Here is a 16,477-nt window from a genome sequence, read left to right on the forward strand (position 1 = left end):
TCCGTAATTAGGGCGCGATAAAACATGATCCCAATCCATTCGACAGTCTGCCAATGTGCCAGACTTGCTACAGACTTCTGCTGATACATTGGTTGATATAAAGCGGCTCATCTATGAAGATGAGCGCGCATTTGGGCTGTTAGATCGGATAGCTTTTGCTGCCGAAGGTAATCTTCCATCGTACCTTCTGCTTTCATCATGACCTGCTCAATCAGACACTCCGATCCGTGGTTCAGATGACACTCGAATAGAGACGTTGTGCCCTCAATCGCATGAATGACATCAAGAAACGAAAGCTCTTCCCAATTTCGCCGCAGTCGATAACCCCCATTGGCACCGGATGAAGACTCGACCATACCAGCCTTCGCTAGCTTGGTCAGAATTTTGGATAGGTACGTTGGAGAAACCTGCTGCTGATCTGCAAGCTGCTGCACTCCGGTCAAGCGGTTCGGTTCTGCTGCCGACAGATGTAGCATCGTATGCAGAGCATAATTGGTTGCTTTGGAAAATTTCATACTGTATCGCCGCCTTCATGACAGACTAATTGAATATCATGCAGAATGAACAACATTTAATTACAGACTTTACGGGTCTATAATATACGTATCCAGATCAAACGTCAATGAAAATCTCTGCTGCAAATTAGACAATCAAACGATCAATTCCTGCTTATGCAACTGTTCCAGCACTATCTTGCTAACAGCAGATACGCGCTCCAGATCAGCGTAACTCAGCCATGCCAGTTCTTGAATCTCGCTTTGTGGTGATAGCTCACCTTGATAATCGGCAGTATAACAAGTGAGTCGAACAGTGATGCCTTCCGCTTTGCCATCGGCAGCTGCTTCGAATGTTCCAGCGTGTTCAATCGTCTCCTGCGACAGCTGCACATTCAATTCTTCCTCTACTTCGCGAATTAGCGTTTGTTGATCCTGTTCACCTGATTCGCGCTTGCCACCAGGAATGTAAAATAATTCTTTGTCTTTGGAGCGTACGCATAGAATCTTTTGCTCGTTCAGGTAAATCCAGGCGATTTTATCAATAGTTTGAGTCATGTGAAAGTCTCCTTTGGGGTATATTGTATGTTACAATGCTGCCTTAGACGCCAATTCTTCCAGTTGCGGTCTGTCCTTGATCACAATCAATCCGCGCTCACGCCGGATCATTCCTTGCTCGCTAAATTGACGGATGACGCGGTTGAGATGGCGGTAGCTCGTGCCGATCAGATTGGCAATATCGGTTAGACTATAATCAGATGGATGACCGGTAGATAGTTCACTATACTGCTCGGTTGTGACTGAGAGCAAGTAACTGGCAAGGCGCGTCTCCACCGGGTACATCAGATTGAAGCTCATCGAATCGGATTTGACCCGGAATTTGTACGTGATGATATGCAGCAGAAAACGTAGCAATGGCGGGTGATCCTGACCGTACCGGTATAACCATTGATAGCGAATGCCGAGTACTTCCACTGGCGTTACCGCCTGCACCGTGTTCATCAGCTCTACCTGTTCGACGTACTCGATATCGCCGATCATTTCCGGTGGTGTCTTCAAAGACAGCACTAGCGTTTTGCCTTCTGGTGAGGTGAGTGATGTTTTGGTTGTGCCTTTGACTAGTACATATAGAATCTCCGAGCGCTCTCCTTGCGCGCACAGCACCTCGCCCGGCTCAAATGCAAATAATCCTACATGCGGCAATAGCGGTTCATGAAACACATCCTCAATTCCAAATTGCTGCAAATACGCGTGCAGCCGCTGTTGATTGTGAATCTCCTGCATGATACCTACCACCGTTCTTTCGTTCTTGCTTTTATTATACCGAAACGTATCACAGTGTAGACTAGGACATATGTCCTTAAATCACAAATTTGAAATGGATAGACAGATTCAGCAGCATTATGTATCGTTTATGATATTTGATATACTGCAAGAGCATAACTCTAAACAGACTGGAGGCATCGATATGGCTCTCGAACTCAATACACTGGATCATTGGGATGAATCGCTATGGCAGCAGATGAAGCCCATTTACGAAGAAGCATTTGAACATGGTGCCAAGCCGGAGCGCATTCTCAAAGTGATGCTGGAGCGGCGATTGGCTTGTATGCATGCCGCATATGACGATGGTGAGCTGGTGGCAATGGCATTTACCGGATTAGGGGATTCGCCGGAGCAACCTGCGCTAATTATTGACTATATAGCGATTCGTAAGGATCGGCGTGGTCGCGGAGAAGGCAAGTTATTTTTCGAATTGCTGCGTGATTGGGCGGTATTGACGTATGATATAGCCGCGATCATTATCGAGGCGGAAGCAGCAAATACGCCGGAGAATCGGGAACGGATTGTATTCTGGGAGAAATGCGGATTTACTCCAACCTCGTATGTGCATCATTATATTTGGATACCGGAAACGTATCGTGCACTCGTATTGCCGATTGATCCTTCATTTGCAGTTGCTGATGATGGAGAGTCATTATTCCGACAGATTACCCACTTCCACGAGCAAGCTTTTCGTAAAAAATGGGATGATTCTACAGCGCAGCCACGCTCTTGATGCAAGCTGCATTGGTTTGCCATGATCGGAGATTTCCAGAGATTTTAGACTTGGCTCAGCATTCACCTTTCTAAAATTGTTGAGATTATATTCATACCCTGGGTCTGATACCCCTTGTCCAAACGCAAAAAAGACTCCTTCTAGCATGGAGTCTTTTTTGCGTGCAATTTAGAGTGAACCGTAACACAGTAAGATCAGTCTCAACACAATCAGCTCAATCGTAGTACGATGACACCGATAATCATCAGCCCGATACCGAGCAGATGCGTGATACTAACACGTTGCCGAATCGTCCCGAACCAGCCTCGGCTGTCGATCGTAAACGTCATACATAGCTGTGAGATGAGCAAAATAGCAATCGTCAGCGTTGCTCCGATCCGGTGCATGGATGTAATATTGCTAAATACGATCACCGCTGCAAAAGCACCGCTAAACCAGTACAGCTTTTTTACTTGTAACAAGCCTGTCCAATGATTGTTGCGCATGAACAGCATAATGATACCTGCCAGAATAAAGCCGCCTAGCTGGTTGATAATGACGGCTTTCCAAGTACCGACAAACTGCCCGGTATGCGAATTCACAATTCCCTGCAAGCCAAGAAAGATACCCGCCAGCAGCGAAAAGATTACGCCTTTCATCTGTCCGCCTCCTCTGTCTTCTACCTCTACAGTATACTAGAGTAGATGCAGCATGTAGTTAGGACATACGTCTTGTCGTATTGCATGTGCTACAGCTTTTGCCCAGTTGGTGGTAAATTGTGCATCCGACGTCTGCGGCGGCGATACAGCTGATATCCTTTGCGTACGCCTTCAAGCATGAACGCAGGAATCGGGAAAATCAGATGCGAAGCAACTGGCCAATATACGCGATAATATGCCTTTTTGAAATCGTCCCACATGCGACAGGACTCCTGCTTGGAAAAGTCGGATACATCAACGATCAGACCGCGTCCGTGATGCACCATGACATTTTTGGCGTGTACATCATGCGGACGTAAGTGGACAGAACGTGCATAATCAAGTGCAAGGTCAATATCGCGAATGGCGCGTTCTGGTACAACGACGCCTTTTTGCAGACATTCATATACGGTCATGCCCATCAGTCGCTTCAGAATTAGAAATTGTTCTCCTGCATAATAACAGGTTGAATATGCCGGATGATCACCCAGCAGACGATATACACCATATTCCTCTTCCAAACCGGGCTTGCCGCCAGCATAGACTTTGACCGCATGCTCCGGGTACTGTGGATGGTAGAGCACAGCAGCATAATTGCCCGCGCCGAGTAGCACCCACGGCTGGGGATAAGATACAACTTGAATCGGCTCCAGCGGATCAACACTCTCAATGATCAACTGAGGCAGCAAATCAGTATATACATATTGGATTAACTTTTCCATACATGGCACTCCAGTCGTTAATAGATACGGATGATTGCAAAAGATAAACGTAGAATACAGTACGAATTTGAATACGGTGTGAAGTAATGCGTGATGATGCTATGTTGGAATATATATAGGAACTACAGCAAGAATCGTCATAGTGGCAAAGCATAGATGGTATGTAGTTCAAATTTGACGCTTTGTATACTATATCGGCAATGCACAATAAAATAAACAGCTGCCCTAATACAGGCAGCTGCTCAGATATATGCTCACATTCTTCCCATACAGAATAGATCAACGACCCTCTTATCTAAATATATCCAAGGTAGTTAGCATGGTTGCCCATTCATGAATACATGTATAGATTCCAATCCGTTATCCACACATTAGCTCAGCTTGATGCTGCTCAGGCTACCGCCACTCGCAAATAATCGATCAATCTTTTTCTCCACATCCGCATCCGGTACAAGCGGTGGTGCCTGATGTGGCTTGATACGAGCGTCGATTATCATATTATCGCAGCCCCAGTGCTTGTATTCGTACGAGCTGTTTGTTCCATAGATGTCATGCGATGGATTGCTACGCGTGAATGTTACCCAGAGGAAGTTGCTCAGAGTGGCACTGACCATTGAACTATCATCGCACAAAATGATCATCGGCGCGCCTTCCAATCCTTCCTGTGCTTCCAGACTGGCACAGATGTCGGCGAGTTCCTGACGAGCAGCTATATAATCGGTAAATGGCTTGCTCTGTATCACCACTACACCCGGCATGACCAGATATGGATCATGCAGTGTACGCAGCCCTTTTAGTGCTTCTGGTACTTCACGGCATAGCTCGCGGCGCTTGTCACCGTAGGCAGCAAAGATTACTTTACTGCCTGTATTCAAGCCAGTACCAGAGTAATCCAGCGTATCTATCGTTGTGTTTGTTTGAAAATGAATATCCCGGCGCAGATCCATCCGTTCCAGAATGTAACCGATAAATTCGACTTCCTTGTGCGTATCCAGCGGCTGCTGATCCTCGGCAGTGATAAACAGGTATTTGGCAAGGCTAACTTGACCGGTGCCAAGAATTCGATTGGCAATCGTCAGTAGCTCGGCGGGCTGCTTCACTTGCTGATATGGCGTATACCGTTCACTCCCGATAGCGAATAGCAGTGGATGCACACCTGCGGCATCCACGGCGTGGACTTCTTTGACACCCGGAATCTCCTGTTTGACTGCATCGCCAGTTAATTCATGGATCAGCTCGCCAAACACCGTATCTTCCTGCGGCGGGCGCCCCACGACGGTAAACGGCCAGATGGCACGCGGTCTCGCATACACACCATGCACTTTGAGCACTGGGAAATCATGTACCAGACTGTAATAGCCCAGATGATCGCCAAATGGCCCTTCTGGCTTCGTATCCTGCGCATGAATCTCGCCCGTAATTACAAAATCAGCATCGTTGCTGATCGCATAACCATCGAGATAGCTATAATTGAAACGACGACCTGCCAGCAATCCGGCAAACGTCAATTCGCTCAATCCTTCTGGTAGGGGCATTACCGCGGATAACGTATGCGCGGGTGGCCCACCGACGAAGATACTTACTTTTAGCGGCTTGCCATGTTGATTCGCCTTCGACTGATGCACACCAATTCCGCGATGAATCTGATAGTGCAGACCGATCTCACGATTCAGCTCATAGTCATTGCCCGTTAGCTGAATGCGATACATGCCAAGATTGGAGTTCATAATGCCCGGCTTATCCGGGTCTTCACTGTAGACGAGCGGCAACGTTACAAACGCTCCGCCATCCATCGGCCAATGCTGAATGAGCGGCAGATCGGAGATCTGAATCTGCTCGGCTGCGGCAGGAAGACTGTTGCCACGTTCATTCGGCAATGCTTTGTAGGCGGCAAGTCCGTTACGTACATTGGACAACGGCTGCTTGATCGCCTTCATCGGGTCGTTACGCAGAGCAATGACATTGCGTGTCGATTCCCATGTATGTCGGAAAATAAAACGGCTGCGATCCATCGTACCGAAAATATTCGATGCCGCCCGAAAACGCGAACCTTTTACATTTTCAAATAATAATGCCGGTCCACCGGCTTCATATACACGCAGATGAATCGCCGCCATCTCCAGATGAGGATCGACCTCTTCCTTGATTCGGAGCAGATGACCATTCTTTTCAAGATCAAGCAGACATTCTTCGAGATTGCTATACATATCATTTCTCCATTTCATCATGACAGAGATAGTTGAAATTTTCGTTATTCACTTTATTATAATCGGATTACGAAGCAGAGACAAAAGCCTAACGGCTGATTGTTCGACAATTTTGCAACAGCGACTGCCAGATCTACCGTTTCCTATGTATAAGCAGATATATATCCGCCTGTTTCCAACACAGATTCTCCAAAACGAAAAACTCCTTGTGATACAAGCAGCTGTCTACGTATCGAGTCAGCACTTGTATCATAAGGAGTAGATGAATATCGTATGGATGCGAGCATCATTGTTGATTCTATTGCATCTTTGCTTGCATCGTTCTTGTTTACGCTTTGCGCAGCAATCGCGTCATTGCGTTGATCATACCAGAATGAGCCGCTTCGTGCGCAATATTCATCTCCAGCAGATCGTGAACGATTTTGGCACCAGCAAAGTTATCCTGTACCGCCACTGGTTCGTCCAGCTTGCTACCAAATGTCTCGCGTAGCTCATCTACTTGACTGTTGAAGACGTTCAGTACTTCTTCCCAGCTTGGCGGCTCGCCGTGCCATTCCGATGGACGCGTATTCGGCGCGAAGAATGTGGAATATTCCACAGGCAAGCGACGCGTCTGACCTGCAAACCCATAAATGATATTATCGGCGATCGTCACGATGTGACCGAATTGCCAGTGAATATTATTATTAAAATCCTCCGGAATGATCTCGATGTGTTCCTCGCTGATCCGGTCGAGATATTTCAGCATATTTTGGCGTGTTCTCGCCATCCAATCAAAAACAAATGCATTGGACATAATTATAATTCCTCCTGTATGTTCTGCATCATGACCTGTCATCAGGTCCTTGAACATCGTAACCCGAATCCGCAGGTCATGTCCAATCTGGTACTATCATTTCCGCTGAAAATACACTTTGTCTCCTTCTGTCACGGACTCTACAAAGCCTTCATTGCGCAAATATACGAGTCGCGCCAGTGCTGTATAAAATTCCAACAGCTCTTGCGACGCTGGTCTGCCAGTACCGTAAATCTCGCGACATAGCTGTCCGGCGGTTCGTCGCCCTTCTGTCAGACTGCCTAGAATCTGCTGCATACGAAAGTGATGTGCATTGCGAATATCACGAATCCGCTGATGCAGATCATGAATCACATGATCATGTCCGGGCAATACCAGCTCCGCTGGATACGTCTCAATCAGATCAAGCGAATGGAAATAATCCTCCAGCGGATTCACATCCTCCTCGCTCCAGAACGGAATGACAGGCGCCGTATCCGCAAACATCAAATCTCCCGCGATCAATAATTTGGATGGAGCATGCCAGAAGCAGAAATGATCCGCCGCATGTCCCGGCGTCCAGATCGCTTCATACGGTTCATCGCCGAGCATAACGATATCATGATTTTTATACAATTCATCCGGCTCCAACCATACGCTACCCATATAACGGTAAAATTGCCGTTCTTCAATCTCTGGTCCATCATATTTACGGTTAAATGCATAAGGTGTATGGTCATCCGGCTGCTTTTGCTCCAAAAGACGGTGATACGTGCTCATCAGTTCATAGCTGTTACGTGAACAAATGACGGGAACGTTCCACTCCTGTTGGAACCAAGGTGCCAGTCCAATATGGTCGGGATGGGTATGGGTAATGATCACCTTTTCGATCACAAGTCCGTTGTCGCGTAGCTGCTTCCATTCACGGCGTGTCGCTTCATCCTGTACGCCAGTATCCATAACGGTATATCCGTTCTTGCCTTCAAAGAGATAGCTGTTCACTGTGCCTTCCCCATAAGGAAGCGCCAGTCGGTATACGTGGTCTGCCAGTCTAACAAGTCGTTTAACCATGATGTCTCCTTTTGAAGATAAGATGAGGCATGCGGTAATGCCGATGGTTCATGTTATAGTTTAATATACTTGTTCTGGCATCACCATAGCGGATTATGTGGAATTACGGCGACATAACAAAGAACCGCCGATATTCTCTCTGCATGACCAGACCATCAGCAGATGGCGGCTATGTAAAAAGAGTCGGCGGTTATTTGTAGTCATGAAAGCGATCCTGTCGGCAGGGTGCGTGCCAGTGATGCTTTTGACTGATCCGTAGTGGATGTGTTTGCCCGCAAATGGCAAGAGACTGGACGACAGAGCGACACTGCACGCACGGCTTTACGGAGCCGGGTGCACTTCCCGCAGAGACTTACGTATCGGCTCGGCGGGGTTGAGATACATTGGAGCTAGATGCTGTTGTGTACGGTCATGATGTAGTGACATAGGGATGGACGACATGTGAAAAGGGGAAATGCAGATCCTCCTCATTGACCGGCATCTTCCGTTGGTGCCTGCTTTGTTCCTGTTTTCTCATGCAGGAGTTGTAAGCTGTTGTATAGCCACTCGGCGGCTTCGCCACGAGTGAGCTTTTCGTTTGGCTGGAAGGTGCCGTCCTCATGCAATGTGATGATCTTGTAATGCAAGGCACGCTGGATCGCTCCCTGATTGCCGGCGGTAATGTCGGATTCATCCTTGATGTCCGCCGGAACGAGATTGATCATCGGCAAACCGGCTTTACGCTCCAGTGTATCCATCAGCAGTGTCGCAAATTGCTCGCGGCTGATGGAATCTGCTACATTCACGCTTTTGTCCAGCTTGACGTCGTTGTAATACGCGAATACGAGAGCATCTGCATACCATGCTTTGTCGGATACATGGGTGTACAGATCGGTCGCTACTGGCATTTTGATAAAGCGCATATTATCGATGTTGAGATCATATGCGTTTACCAGTAACGTAATCGCCTGTGCATAGCTGAGATCAGTTTCCGGTTGGAAGCTATCCTTGCTCATACCGGCAATCACTCCCTGCTGCTGTAGGCTCGTAATCGCTTGCTTTTGCTGCTGATTCACATCGTCAAATGCTAGTGCACTTCCGGTGCCGCTCAGCAGTAACGTAGCCGATAGCGCTGCCGTGATTACTGTTTTCATGTGCATTTCCTCCTTTCCATGGAGCTGTGTACTTGCCTCTTCATGATGTACACAATACAAACGGAAGGAATGTTGCAAACGTTATTATTTTTGTAGAAAATATTTTTGCAGTTTCGGTACGCGTATATGCATATTGAACAGACGAGTAAGGAACATGTACATTTCGTTATGGACTAAGGACGGCTTGGCGACAGATCGTACATGCAAAATAGCAGTATACCTACTTCAAGTAGATATACTGCTACTTTGTATGCAGATTGGCATCATGCTCAATCTGCACAGATATGTTCAAACGATGGATATGTGGCGATGATTACTCAGCGTACTCAACGTTGTGGTACACCTGTTGTACATCTTCCAGATCTTCCAGTGCGTCGATCAGCTTCTCGAATTGTGCTTCAGCCGCTTCGTCTGGCAGTGTCACAAATGTTTGTGGCAGCATAGTCAGCTCTGCTACGCTGAATTCTTCGATACCGACATTTTTGAACGCTTCTTGAATGGCATGGAATTGATCCGGCTCCGCGTAGACGATGACAGACTCGTCTTCTTGCACGATATCGCGTGCATCGACATCTGCTTCCATCAGGATTTCCAATACTTCTTCTTCGTCCTTACCCGACACGCCGATCACAGCGGTCGATTCGAACATGTACGCAACAGAACCGGCTACGCCCATGTTTCCGCCGTTTTTGTTAAATGCGGAACGCACTTCCGGGGCGGTACGATTGACGTTGTTGGTCAGTGCGTCGACGATGATCATTGAACCGTTCGGACCGAATCCTTCGTAACGCAGCTCAGAGTATTGTTCTTCTCCACTGCCTTTTGCTTTATCCAGCGCGCGATCAATGATCGCTTTGGGTACATTATATGTTTTCGCACGCTCAAGTACGACTTTCAGAGCACTATTGGATACGGGATCTGGTTCGCCTTTTTTGGCAGCAACATAGATTTCCACACCAAATTTGGCATAAATCCGGCTTGTATTGGCGTCTTTATTCGCCTTTTTTTCCTTGATATTATTCCACTTACGGCCCATACGATCCGCTCTCTTTCTGCTTGTGAATTTATACGCTATTCATTATAGCGCGTTTTGCAGCGTAATCAAAATATTTTACCTATTCCAAAAGAAAATCCTGTTCAAGTCGTAACTCAAACAGGATGTCCATTCATGATGTAACTACAAATGACTAAGCGCTATTGCTTGATTAGAATACTTTTGTCGTCCACGATTCGCAGTTCCATGTCTCCGTCACGATGTCGCGGTAAAATTCCGGTTCGTGAGATATCATCAGAATGCTGCCTTTGTACGCTTGCAGCGCACGTTTCAATTCATCCTTCGCATCCACGTCCAAGTGGTTGGTCGGCTCATCGAGTACGAGGATATTCGTTTCACGGTTGATCAGTTTGCACAGACGAACTTTGGCTTTTTCGCCACCGCTCAGAACGGCGATTTTGCTCTCGATATGCTTGGTCGTCAGACCGCATTTTGCCAGTGCCGCACGTACTTCAAACTGGGAGAAGCCTGGGAACTCATTCCAGATCTCTTCAATACAAGAGTTGTAGTTGTCCGACTTCATCTCCTGCTCAAAATAACCGATCTGTTGGTGCTCACCACGTTCTACTGTACCGGAGAGGGCTTGAATTTCGCCGAGAATGCTGCGCAGCAGCGTCGTTTTCCCGATACCGTTCGCGCCGACGAGAGCAATCTTCTGCCCGCGCTCCATACGCAGATCCAGCGGACGGGACAATGGATCTCCGTAACCGATGACCAGATCTTTCGTTTCAAAAATAACCTTGCCCGCTGTACGTCCAACTTTGAAGTTAAATTGCGGCTTCGGGCGCTCCTGCGCCAGCTCGATCACTTCCATCTTATCCAGCTTCTTCTGACGAGACATCGCCATATTACGGGTAGCTACGCTTGCTTTGTTACGTGCTACAAAGTCTTTCAGCTGGGAAATCTCCTGCTGTTGACGTTTGAATGCCGATTCAAGTTGTTGCTTTTTCATATCATATACTTCAAGGAAATAATCATAATCGCCGACATAACGATTCAATTCTTGATTTTCCATATGGTAGATGATGTTGATGACACTATTCAGGAATGGAATATCGTGAGAAATGAGGATAAACGCATTCTCATATTCCTGCAAATAACGAGTCAGCCAAGTGATATGCACTTCATCCAGATAGTTGGTCGGCTCATCCAGAAGCAGGATATCCGGTTTCTCTAATAGCAGCTTGGTCAGCAGGACTTTGGTACGTTGTCCGCCAGACAAGTCATTGACGTCTTTGTCCAGACCGATATCAGTCAGACCAAGACCACGCGCGGTTTCGTCAATCTTGGCATCGATCAGGTAAAAGTCCTGTGCGGTCAGTGTATCCTGAATCGTACCAACCTGCTCCAGCAGGTCTTCCAGTTCTTCGGGCGTGACATCACCCATTTTGCCGTACATATCATTCATTTCCTGCTCCATATCGAGCAGATATTGGAATGCACTCTTGAGTACGTCGCGGATGGTCATGCCTTTTTCCAGTACAGCGTGCTGATCGAGATAGCCGACACGCATCCGCTTCGACCACTCAACTTTGCCTTCATCTGGTTGCAGTTTGCCTGTGATGATATTCATGAAGGTGGATTTACCTTCACCGTTTGCGCCAATCAGACCGATATGCTCGCCTTTTAACAGACGAAACGATACATCTTTAAAAATAGCCCGGTCGCCAAACCCGTGGCTTAACTTTTCTACATTTAATATGCTCATTCATTACACCTTTTCTATTGGACTTTATGCCTGCGTGGATTGCGGATCAATAGGGCAGGGACATCTCGTCTTATTATAGTGATATATGTGAGACAACTCAATGGAAAGTTGATTGATTTCATCGATTTTCCTGAGAATCCGTATTCTATATCACAATAGATCTTGTAACCTTCCAGTTGCTGACATGCAAATCAGATTGCAATCCAATCGTTATTGATCAAACCTTGGAATACTACATATAGCAAAACATATAGCAAAAAGTCTCCTGTCATCAATCATACAGGAGACTTGGATGATACTAAACAACACAATGTACTAAAAGCCATATACCAAAAGCTGTGTGCTAGCCTCTTTTTCTGCGAGTCATAACGTCAAAGATTACGGCGAGTGCCAGTACAGCACCGCGGATCATATATTGATAGGAAATGCCTACGCCGAGCAGGTTCATACCACTGGAGAGCGATGCCATAACGACGGCACCGATGATAGAGCCGGTGACTTTACCGACACCGCCAGCTGCGGATACGCCGCCGACATATGCTGCTGCGATGGCATCAAGCTCGAACAGTGTACCTGCTGTTGTCGTTGCAGATTGCAGACGGGACGTGTACAGAATACCGGACAGCGCGGACAACATGCCCATGGAGCCGAATACGATGTACGTAATCTTTTTGACATTGATCCCGCTCAGGTGAGCAGCTTCCGGGTTACTACCAACAGCGTAGATGTGACGACCGAGTACAGTACGTGTAGTTAGGAAATGGTACACGATGACAACCGCAAGTGTAATAACGACCGTCCATGAGAAGCCGTGATATCCGGCGAGAATCCATGTTACGTAGGCAATAATGAGAGAAACGAAGATTAATTTGACAGCAAAGATCGGTTTGGACACGACTTCGAATTTGTATTTCAGCTTCTGGTTGCGTTTGCTGAATTCGGAATAGATGAAGAATAAAATAATCAGTCCACCGATGATGAGAGACAGCAGGTTGAGTCCGCCTACTTGACTAAGTGCTGGCAAGTAATCATTACCGATTGCGTTGAAGGTTTTGTCTTTGACGATGATCGTACCGGTATTCTCCGTCACTTGCAGCAAAGCGCCGCGGAAGATGAGCATTGCAGCGAGCGATGATACGAATGACGGGATACCTACGGAAGCGACCAGTACACCATTGAACATACCGATCACGATACCGAGTACCATAATGATCGGAATCGTCAGGTACACCGGCATACCGAGCTGGGACAGCATAATGGCGGCAATCGCACCCATAAAACCAGCGGCAAAGCCGACAGACAGGTCAATATGACGAATAACGATAACGAGTGTCATACCGACAGCGAGTACTGCGATATATCCGGTCGCATCGAGCAGGTTACTAATGTTGCGCGATGACATGAACAGACCGTCAGTCAGAATGGAAAAGGTCAGCATGATGACGAACAGGGCGATATACATACCGTAATCGCGGATATTCACTTTGAGCAGGGATCTTGCTTCAGTAAAGAAGTTCACGGCCAGTCCTCCTATTGTGTGGCAAATTTCATAATTTTCTCTTGATCGGCTTCTTCAATCGGAAGTTCGCCCTTGATGCGTCCTTCCGCCATGACATAGATGCGGTCGCTCATGCCCAGCACCTCGCCCAGTTCGGAGGAGATCATAATGATGCTCATGCCTTCACTGATCAGCTTGTTCATGATCGTATAAATTTCAAATTTGGCGCCGACGTCGATGCCGCGTGTTGGCTCATCGAGAATGAGCAGCTTCGGTCCGACGAACAGCCATTTGCCAAGCGATACTTTTTGCTGATTGCCACCGCTCAAGTTGCCCACGACCTGCTCGATAGACGATGCTTTGATGTACATCGAGCTTTTGTAGCCACTAGCAACGTGAACTTCTTCGTTTTCGTTCAAGATACCGCCAGAGGAAATGCCTTTCAGGTTAGCGGCGGTGACATTGCTCTTAATATCCTGAATGAGGAACAAGCCGTCGCCTTTGCGATCTTCAGTTACATAGGCGATACCAGAGCGAATCGCATCGCTTGTATGCCGGAAGTTCTTTTTCTGACCATCGACGAACAGTTCGCCTTCTAGCTTGTAGTGCTTGGGATTGCCAAAGATGCTAAGTGCAAATTCAGTACGCCCCGAGCCCATCAGTCCAGCGATACCGACGATTTCACCTTTTTTGACATGCAAATCGATATGTTTGGCGACATGACGACCAAGTTCCTGATCGTAAGCGCTCCAATTTTTCACTTCAAGAATATGACTGCCAAACCGTTTGTCCGGGCGCTTCGGATAAATGTCTTCGATATCGCGTCCAACCATGTTTTTGATAATCACGCCTTCGGTCAATTCGCCTTGGGACGCATCTAGCGTACAGATCGTTTTCCCGTCTCGCAGTACGGTTGCTTTGTCTGCAATGGAGATAACCTCTTTGAGTTTGTGCGAGATCATAATGCAGGTTATGCCCTGTTGCTTCAGATCGCGCAGCAGTTCGAGTAAGTTCTCGCTGTCATTTTCATTCAGTGCTGCTGTTGGCTCATCCAGAATGAGCAATTTTACATTTTTGCTGAGTGCTTTGGCGATTTCGACGAGTTGCTGTTTCCCTACACCTAGATCACGGATGAGCGTCTCCGGGTTGACGTTCAGTTTTACTTTTTTTAGCAATTCGCGTGCTTGGATAATCGTCTCATTCCAATCAATCACGCCGCCCTTTTTCACTTCATTACCGGCAAAGATATTCTCGTACACGCTCAGATCAGGGAATAGTGCCAGCTCCTGATAAATGATAGCGATGCCTGTCTTAACGCTGTCGCTGATCTTGGCAAAATTCTGCACATTGCCTTCAAAAATAATATCGCCTTCGTACGTGCCATAAGGGTACACACCGCTGAGTACCTTCATTAGCGTCGATTTGCCAGCTCCATTCTCGCCGATCAGACAGTGAATTTCGCCTTGAGCGACTTTGAAGTTAACGTCAGATAAGGCTTTGACGCCTGTAAAGCTTTTGGAAATGCCTCTCATCTCCAGTATGTTTCCGTCCATTGATACTCCTCCTTACCCGCCTGCTTGCTCTCGTTTGTTTACTTATTCGCCGTTCATTTTGTTCATTACATGATAATGTTCACCATGTGTATTTAATTGGATGGAATTGCAAAACAGGAACAGCATCCCGTCCCTGTTTTGCCGTTTGCCATCTGTAGCTGATGATGCCCGACTGAGCTTACAGTCCAGTAAAGTCGGACGCTTTGTAGTAGCCGGAATCGATCAGTTCTTTTTTCACGTTGTCTTTGTCAACGACGATGACGTTGGTTTGTTTTGCTTTTACGTCAACGCTGCCGTTATTGTAGGAGCCTGTTGTTTCTGGTGTTTTGCCATCCAGAATTTCAACAGCCATACCCATTGCATCTTTGACAAGTGTACGTACATCTTTGAATACAGTCATCGATTGTTTGCCGTCGATGATGTATTGGATCGAAGCTTGCTCAGCATCTTGTCCAGTGATGACATAGCTCTTAATTGCTGTGTCAGCGCCGAATACGTCAGCGATCGAACGAGCTGTACCATCGTTTGGTGCCAGAACCGCTACATCGCCTTTCATATCAGCTGCTGCGGCAGTTAAGTGAGTTTGTGCTTTGTTTTTGGCTTCGTTTGGATCCCAGTTCGTTGTAACTTGACCGATGATAGAGCCGAGTTGGTCACGAGACAGTTCTTTTGTAGCTTTCAGAGCTTCTGCTTGTGAAGAGTTAGCAATTTTGAATGTGCCATCAGCGATTTTTGGTTGCAGTACTTCCCATGCACCTTGGAAGAACAAGAATGCGTTATTGTCAGATGCTGCACCTGCATACAGGTAGAGCGGTTCGCCAGTACCTTTGGCATGGTCAACCAAGTATTTCGCTTGTGCTGCACCAACAGCCAGACTATCGAATGTTACATAGTAGTCAACAGCATCAGTGTCTGTGATCAGACGGTCATAGGCGATAACGGTAATGCCTTCTTTTTTGGCGGATTCAACAGCGGCTGCTGCGGCTGCACCGTCTTGTGGACAGATGATCAGCACTTTGATTCCTTTATTGATCAGTGTTTCCACGTTTTCTTTTTCCTTAGCGGATGAACCTTGACTGAACAGAATCTCTGTCGAGTACTTCGTGCCGGACAATGCTTCTTTGAAGCGCTGCTCATCCTGTACCCAGCGTGGTTCGTCTTTGGTCGGCAGGACGATACCTACACTGATCGCTCCATCGCCACCACTTCCGCTACTGCTAGTGCCTCCGTTATTACAGGCGGACATAATGAGCGAGAACATCATCACGATGATCAGCAGGGAGATTCCTTTAACATGTTTCTTCAATGGTAGTTGCCCCTTTCGATGCTTGTCTGTTTGCTTACAGGTCAATCATAGCATCGCTTCCTGGTAATGTAAGCGCTTAAATATAGCACTCTTTTGCGACCTTCTGTACTTTTTTATCCTAGTTAAAATTATACCCGTGTCATATTTAGCTGCTTGGGATGAATAACAAGTCTATGTGCGCTGACTTTGCGACAACTCGGTACGACAAAAAGCATCGATC

General features: G+C 47.0%; 15 protein-coding genes. 1 reads left to right on the top strand and 14 read right to left on the bottom strand.

Going from position 1 to position 16,477, the window contains the following annotated elements; all coding sequences use genetic code 11:
* Positions 1–107: 107 nt before the first annotated feature.
* The 3 genes from ACE3MZ_RS11935 to ACE3MZ_RS11945 form a co-directional block, all read right to left on the bottom strand.
* Positions 108–515: an RrF2 family transcriptional regulator gene (locus tag ACE3MZ_RS11935; protein ID WP_411346647.1), complete on the bottom strand. Its 408-nt coding sequence runs from the start codon at positions 513–515 to the stop codon at positions 108–110.
* 135 nt (positions 516–650) lie between these two features.
* Positions 651–1,052, bottom strand: a complete 402-nt coding sequence (locus ACE3MZ_RS11940; RefSeq protein WP_411342396.1) for an NUDIX hydrolase — start codon at positions 1,050–1,052, stop codon at positions 651–653.
* A 30-nt stretch (positions 1,053–1,082) separates the two neighbouring features.
* Positions 1,083–1,778: a Crp/Fnr family transcriptional regulator gene (locus ACE3MZ_RS11945; RefSeq protein WP_411342397.1), complete on the bottom strand. Its 696-nt coding sequence runs from the start codon at positions 1,776–1,778 to the stop codon at positions 1,083–1,085.
* 184 nt (positions 1,779–1,962) lie between these two features.
* Here ACE3MZ_RS11945 and ACE3MZ_RS11950 point away from each other — a divergent pair, with 184 nt between their 5' ends.
* On the top strand, positions 1,963–2,553 hold the full coding sequence (locus tag ACE3MZ_RS11950) for a GNAT family N-acetyltransferase (protein WP_411342398.1): 591 nt from the start codon (positions 1,963–1,965) through the stop codon (positions 2,551–2,553).
* A gap of 209 nt (positions 2,554–2,762) precedes the next feature.
* Here the strand turns inward: ACE3MZ_RS11950 and ACE3MZ_RS11955 are convergent, their stop codons facing one another.
* From ACE3MZ_RS11955 to ACE3MZ_RS12005, 11 genes are all read right to left on the bottom strand, one after another.
* Entirely contained in the window at positions 2,763–3,191 is a 429-nt protein-coding gene (locus ACE3MZ_RS11955) for a DMT family transporter (RefSeq protein ID WP_411342399.1), read from the bottom strand.
* 89 nt (positions 3,192–3,280) lie between these two features.
* Positions 3,281–3,952: a serine/threonine protein kinase gene (locus ACE3MZ_RS11960; RefSeq protein ID WP_411342400.1), complete on the bottom strand. Its 672-nt coding sequence runs from the start codon at positions 3,950–3,952 to the stop codon at positions 3,281–3,283.
* A 371-nt stretch (positions 3,953–4,323) separates the two neighbouring features.
* Positions 4,324–6,159, bottom strand: a complete 1,836-nt coding sequence (locus ACE3MZ_RS11965) for a UbiD family decarboxylase (RefSeq protein WP_411342401.1) — start codon at positions 6,157–6,159, stop codon at positions 4,324–4,326.
* A gap of 328 nt (positions 6,160–6,487) precedes the next feature.
* Positions 6,488–6,955, bottom strand: coding sequence for a DinB family protein (locus tag ACE3MZ_RS11970; RefSeq protein ID WP_411342402.1), 468 nt, complete (start codon positions 6,953–6,955; stop codon positions 6,488–6,490).
* Positions 6,956–7,051: 96 nt separating this feature from the next.
* Positions 7,052–8,005 carry an MBL fold metallo-hydrolase gene (locus ACE3MZ_RS11975; RefSeq protein ID WP_411342403.1) on the bottom strand — a complete coding sequence of 318 codons (954 nt, stop codon included), beginning with the start codon at positions 8,003–8,005 and terminating at the stop codon, positions 7,052–7,054.
* A 467-nt stretch (positions 8,006–8,472) separates the two neighbouring features.
* Entirely contained in the window at positions 8,473–9,138 is a 666-nt protein-coding gene (locus ACE3MZ_RS11980) for an S-layer homology domain-containing protein (protein WP_411342404.1), read from the bottom strand.
* Between the two features lie 313 nt (positions 9,139–9,451).
* Positions 9,452–10,174 (bottom strand): YebC/PmpR family DNA-binding transcriptional regulator, encoded by a 723-nt coding sequence (locus ACE3MZ_RS11985; RefSeq protein ID WP_411342405.1) that lies wholly within the window; start codon positions 10,172–10,174, stop codon positions 9,452–9,454.
* 169 nt (positions 10,175–10,343) lie between these two features.
* On the bottom strand, positions 10,344–11,900 hold the full coding sequence (locus tag ACE3MZ_RS11990; protein WP_411342406.1) for an ABC-F family ATP-binding cassette domain-containing protein: 1,557 nt from the start codon (positions 11,898–11,900) through the stop codon (positions 10,344–10,346).
* Between the two features lie 343 nt (positions 11,901–12,243).
* A complete protein-coding gene (locus tag ACE3MZ_RS11995; protein WP_411342407.1) occupies positions 12,244–13,419 on the bottom strand; it encodes a sugar ABC transporter permease in 1,176 nt (391 codons plus the stop codon).
* Between the two features lie 11 nt (positions 13,420–13,430).
* On the bottom strand, positions 13,431–14,951 hold the full coding sequence (locus ACE3MZ_RS12000; protein ID WP_411342408.1) for an ATP-binding cassette domain-containing protein: 1,521 nt from the start codon (positions 14,949–14,951) through the stop codon (positions 13,431–13,433).
* A gap of 178 nt (positions 14,952–15,129) precedes the next feature.
* Entirely contained in the window at positions 15,130–16,257 is a 1,128-nt protein-coding gene (locus ACE3MZ_RS12005) for a sugar ABC transporter substrate-binding protein (RefSeq protein WP_411342409.1), read from the bottom strand.
* Positions 16,258–16,477: the final 220 nt, after the last annotated feature.

Origin of the sequence: Paenibacillus sp. WLX1005, assembly GCF_046603685.1 — a bacterium.
Lineage (GTDB): Bacteria > Bacillota > Bacilli > Paenibacillales > Paenibacillaceae > Saccharibacillus.

Bases quoted from the DNA above. Each gene is read 5' to 3' on its own strand.
- ACE3MZ_RS11935 (WP_411346647.1), bottom strand. From the start codon at position 515: ATGAAATTTTCCAAAGCAACCAATTATGCTCTGCATACGATGCTACAT.
- ACE3MZ_RS11940 (WP_411342396.1), bottom strand. From the start codon at position 1,052: ATGACTCAAACTATTGATAAAATCGCCTGGATTTACCTGAACGAGCAA.
- ACE3MZ_RS11945 (WP_411342397.1), bottom strand. From the start codon at position 1,778: ATGCAGGAGATTCACAATCAACAGCGGCTGCACGCGTATTTGCAGCAA.
- ACE3MZ_RS11950 (WP_411342398.1), top strand. From the start codon at position 1,963: ATGGCTCTCGAACTCAATACACTGGATCATTGGGATGAATCGCTATGG.
- ACE3MZ_RS11955 (WP_411342399.1), bottom strand. From the start codon at position 3,191: ATGAAAGGCGTAATCTTTTCGCTGCTGGCGGGTATCTTTCTTGGCTTG.
- ACE3MZ_RS11960 (WP_411342400.1), bottom strand. From the start codon at position 3,952: ATGGAAAAGTTAATCCAATATGTATATACTGATTTGCTGCCTCAGTTG.
- ACE3MZ_RS11965 (WP_411342401.1), bottom strand. From the start codon at position 6,159: ATGTATAGCAATCTCGAAGAATGTCTGCTTGATCTTGAAAAGAATGGT.
- ACE3MZ_RS11970 (WP_411342402.1), bottom strand. From the start codon at position 6,955: ATGTCCAATGCATTTGTTTTTGATTGGATGGCGAGAACACGCCAAAAT.
- ACE3MZ_RS11975 (WP_411342403.1), bottom strand. From the start codon at position 8,005: ATGGTTAAACGACTTGTTAGACTGGCAGACCACGTATACCGACTGGCG.
- ACE3MZ_RS11980 (WP_411342404.1), bottom strand. From the start codon at position 9,138: ATGAAAACAGTAATCACGGCAGCGCTATCGGCTACGTTACTGCTGAGC.
- ACE3MZ_RS11985 (WP_411342405.1), bottom strand. From the start codon at position 10,174: ATGGGCCGTAAGTGGAATAATATCAAGGAAAAAAAGGCGAATAAAGAC.
- ACE3MZ_RS11990 (WP_411342406.1), bottom strand. From the start codon at position 11,900: ATGAGCATATTAAATGTAGAAAAGTTAAGCCACGGGTTTGGCGACCGG.
- ACE3MZ_RS12000 (WP_411342408.1), bottom strand. From the start codon at position 14,951: ATGGACGGAAACATACTGGAGATGAGAGGCATTTCCAAAAGCTTTACA.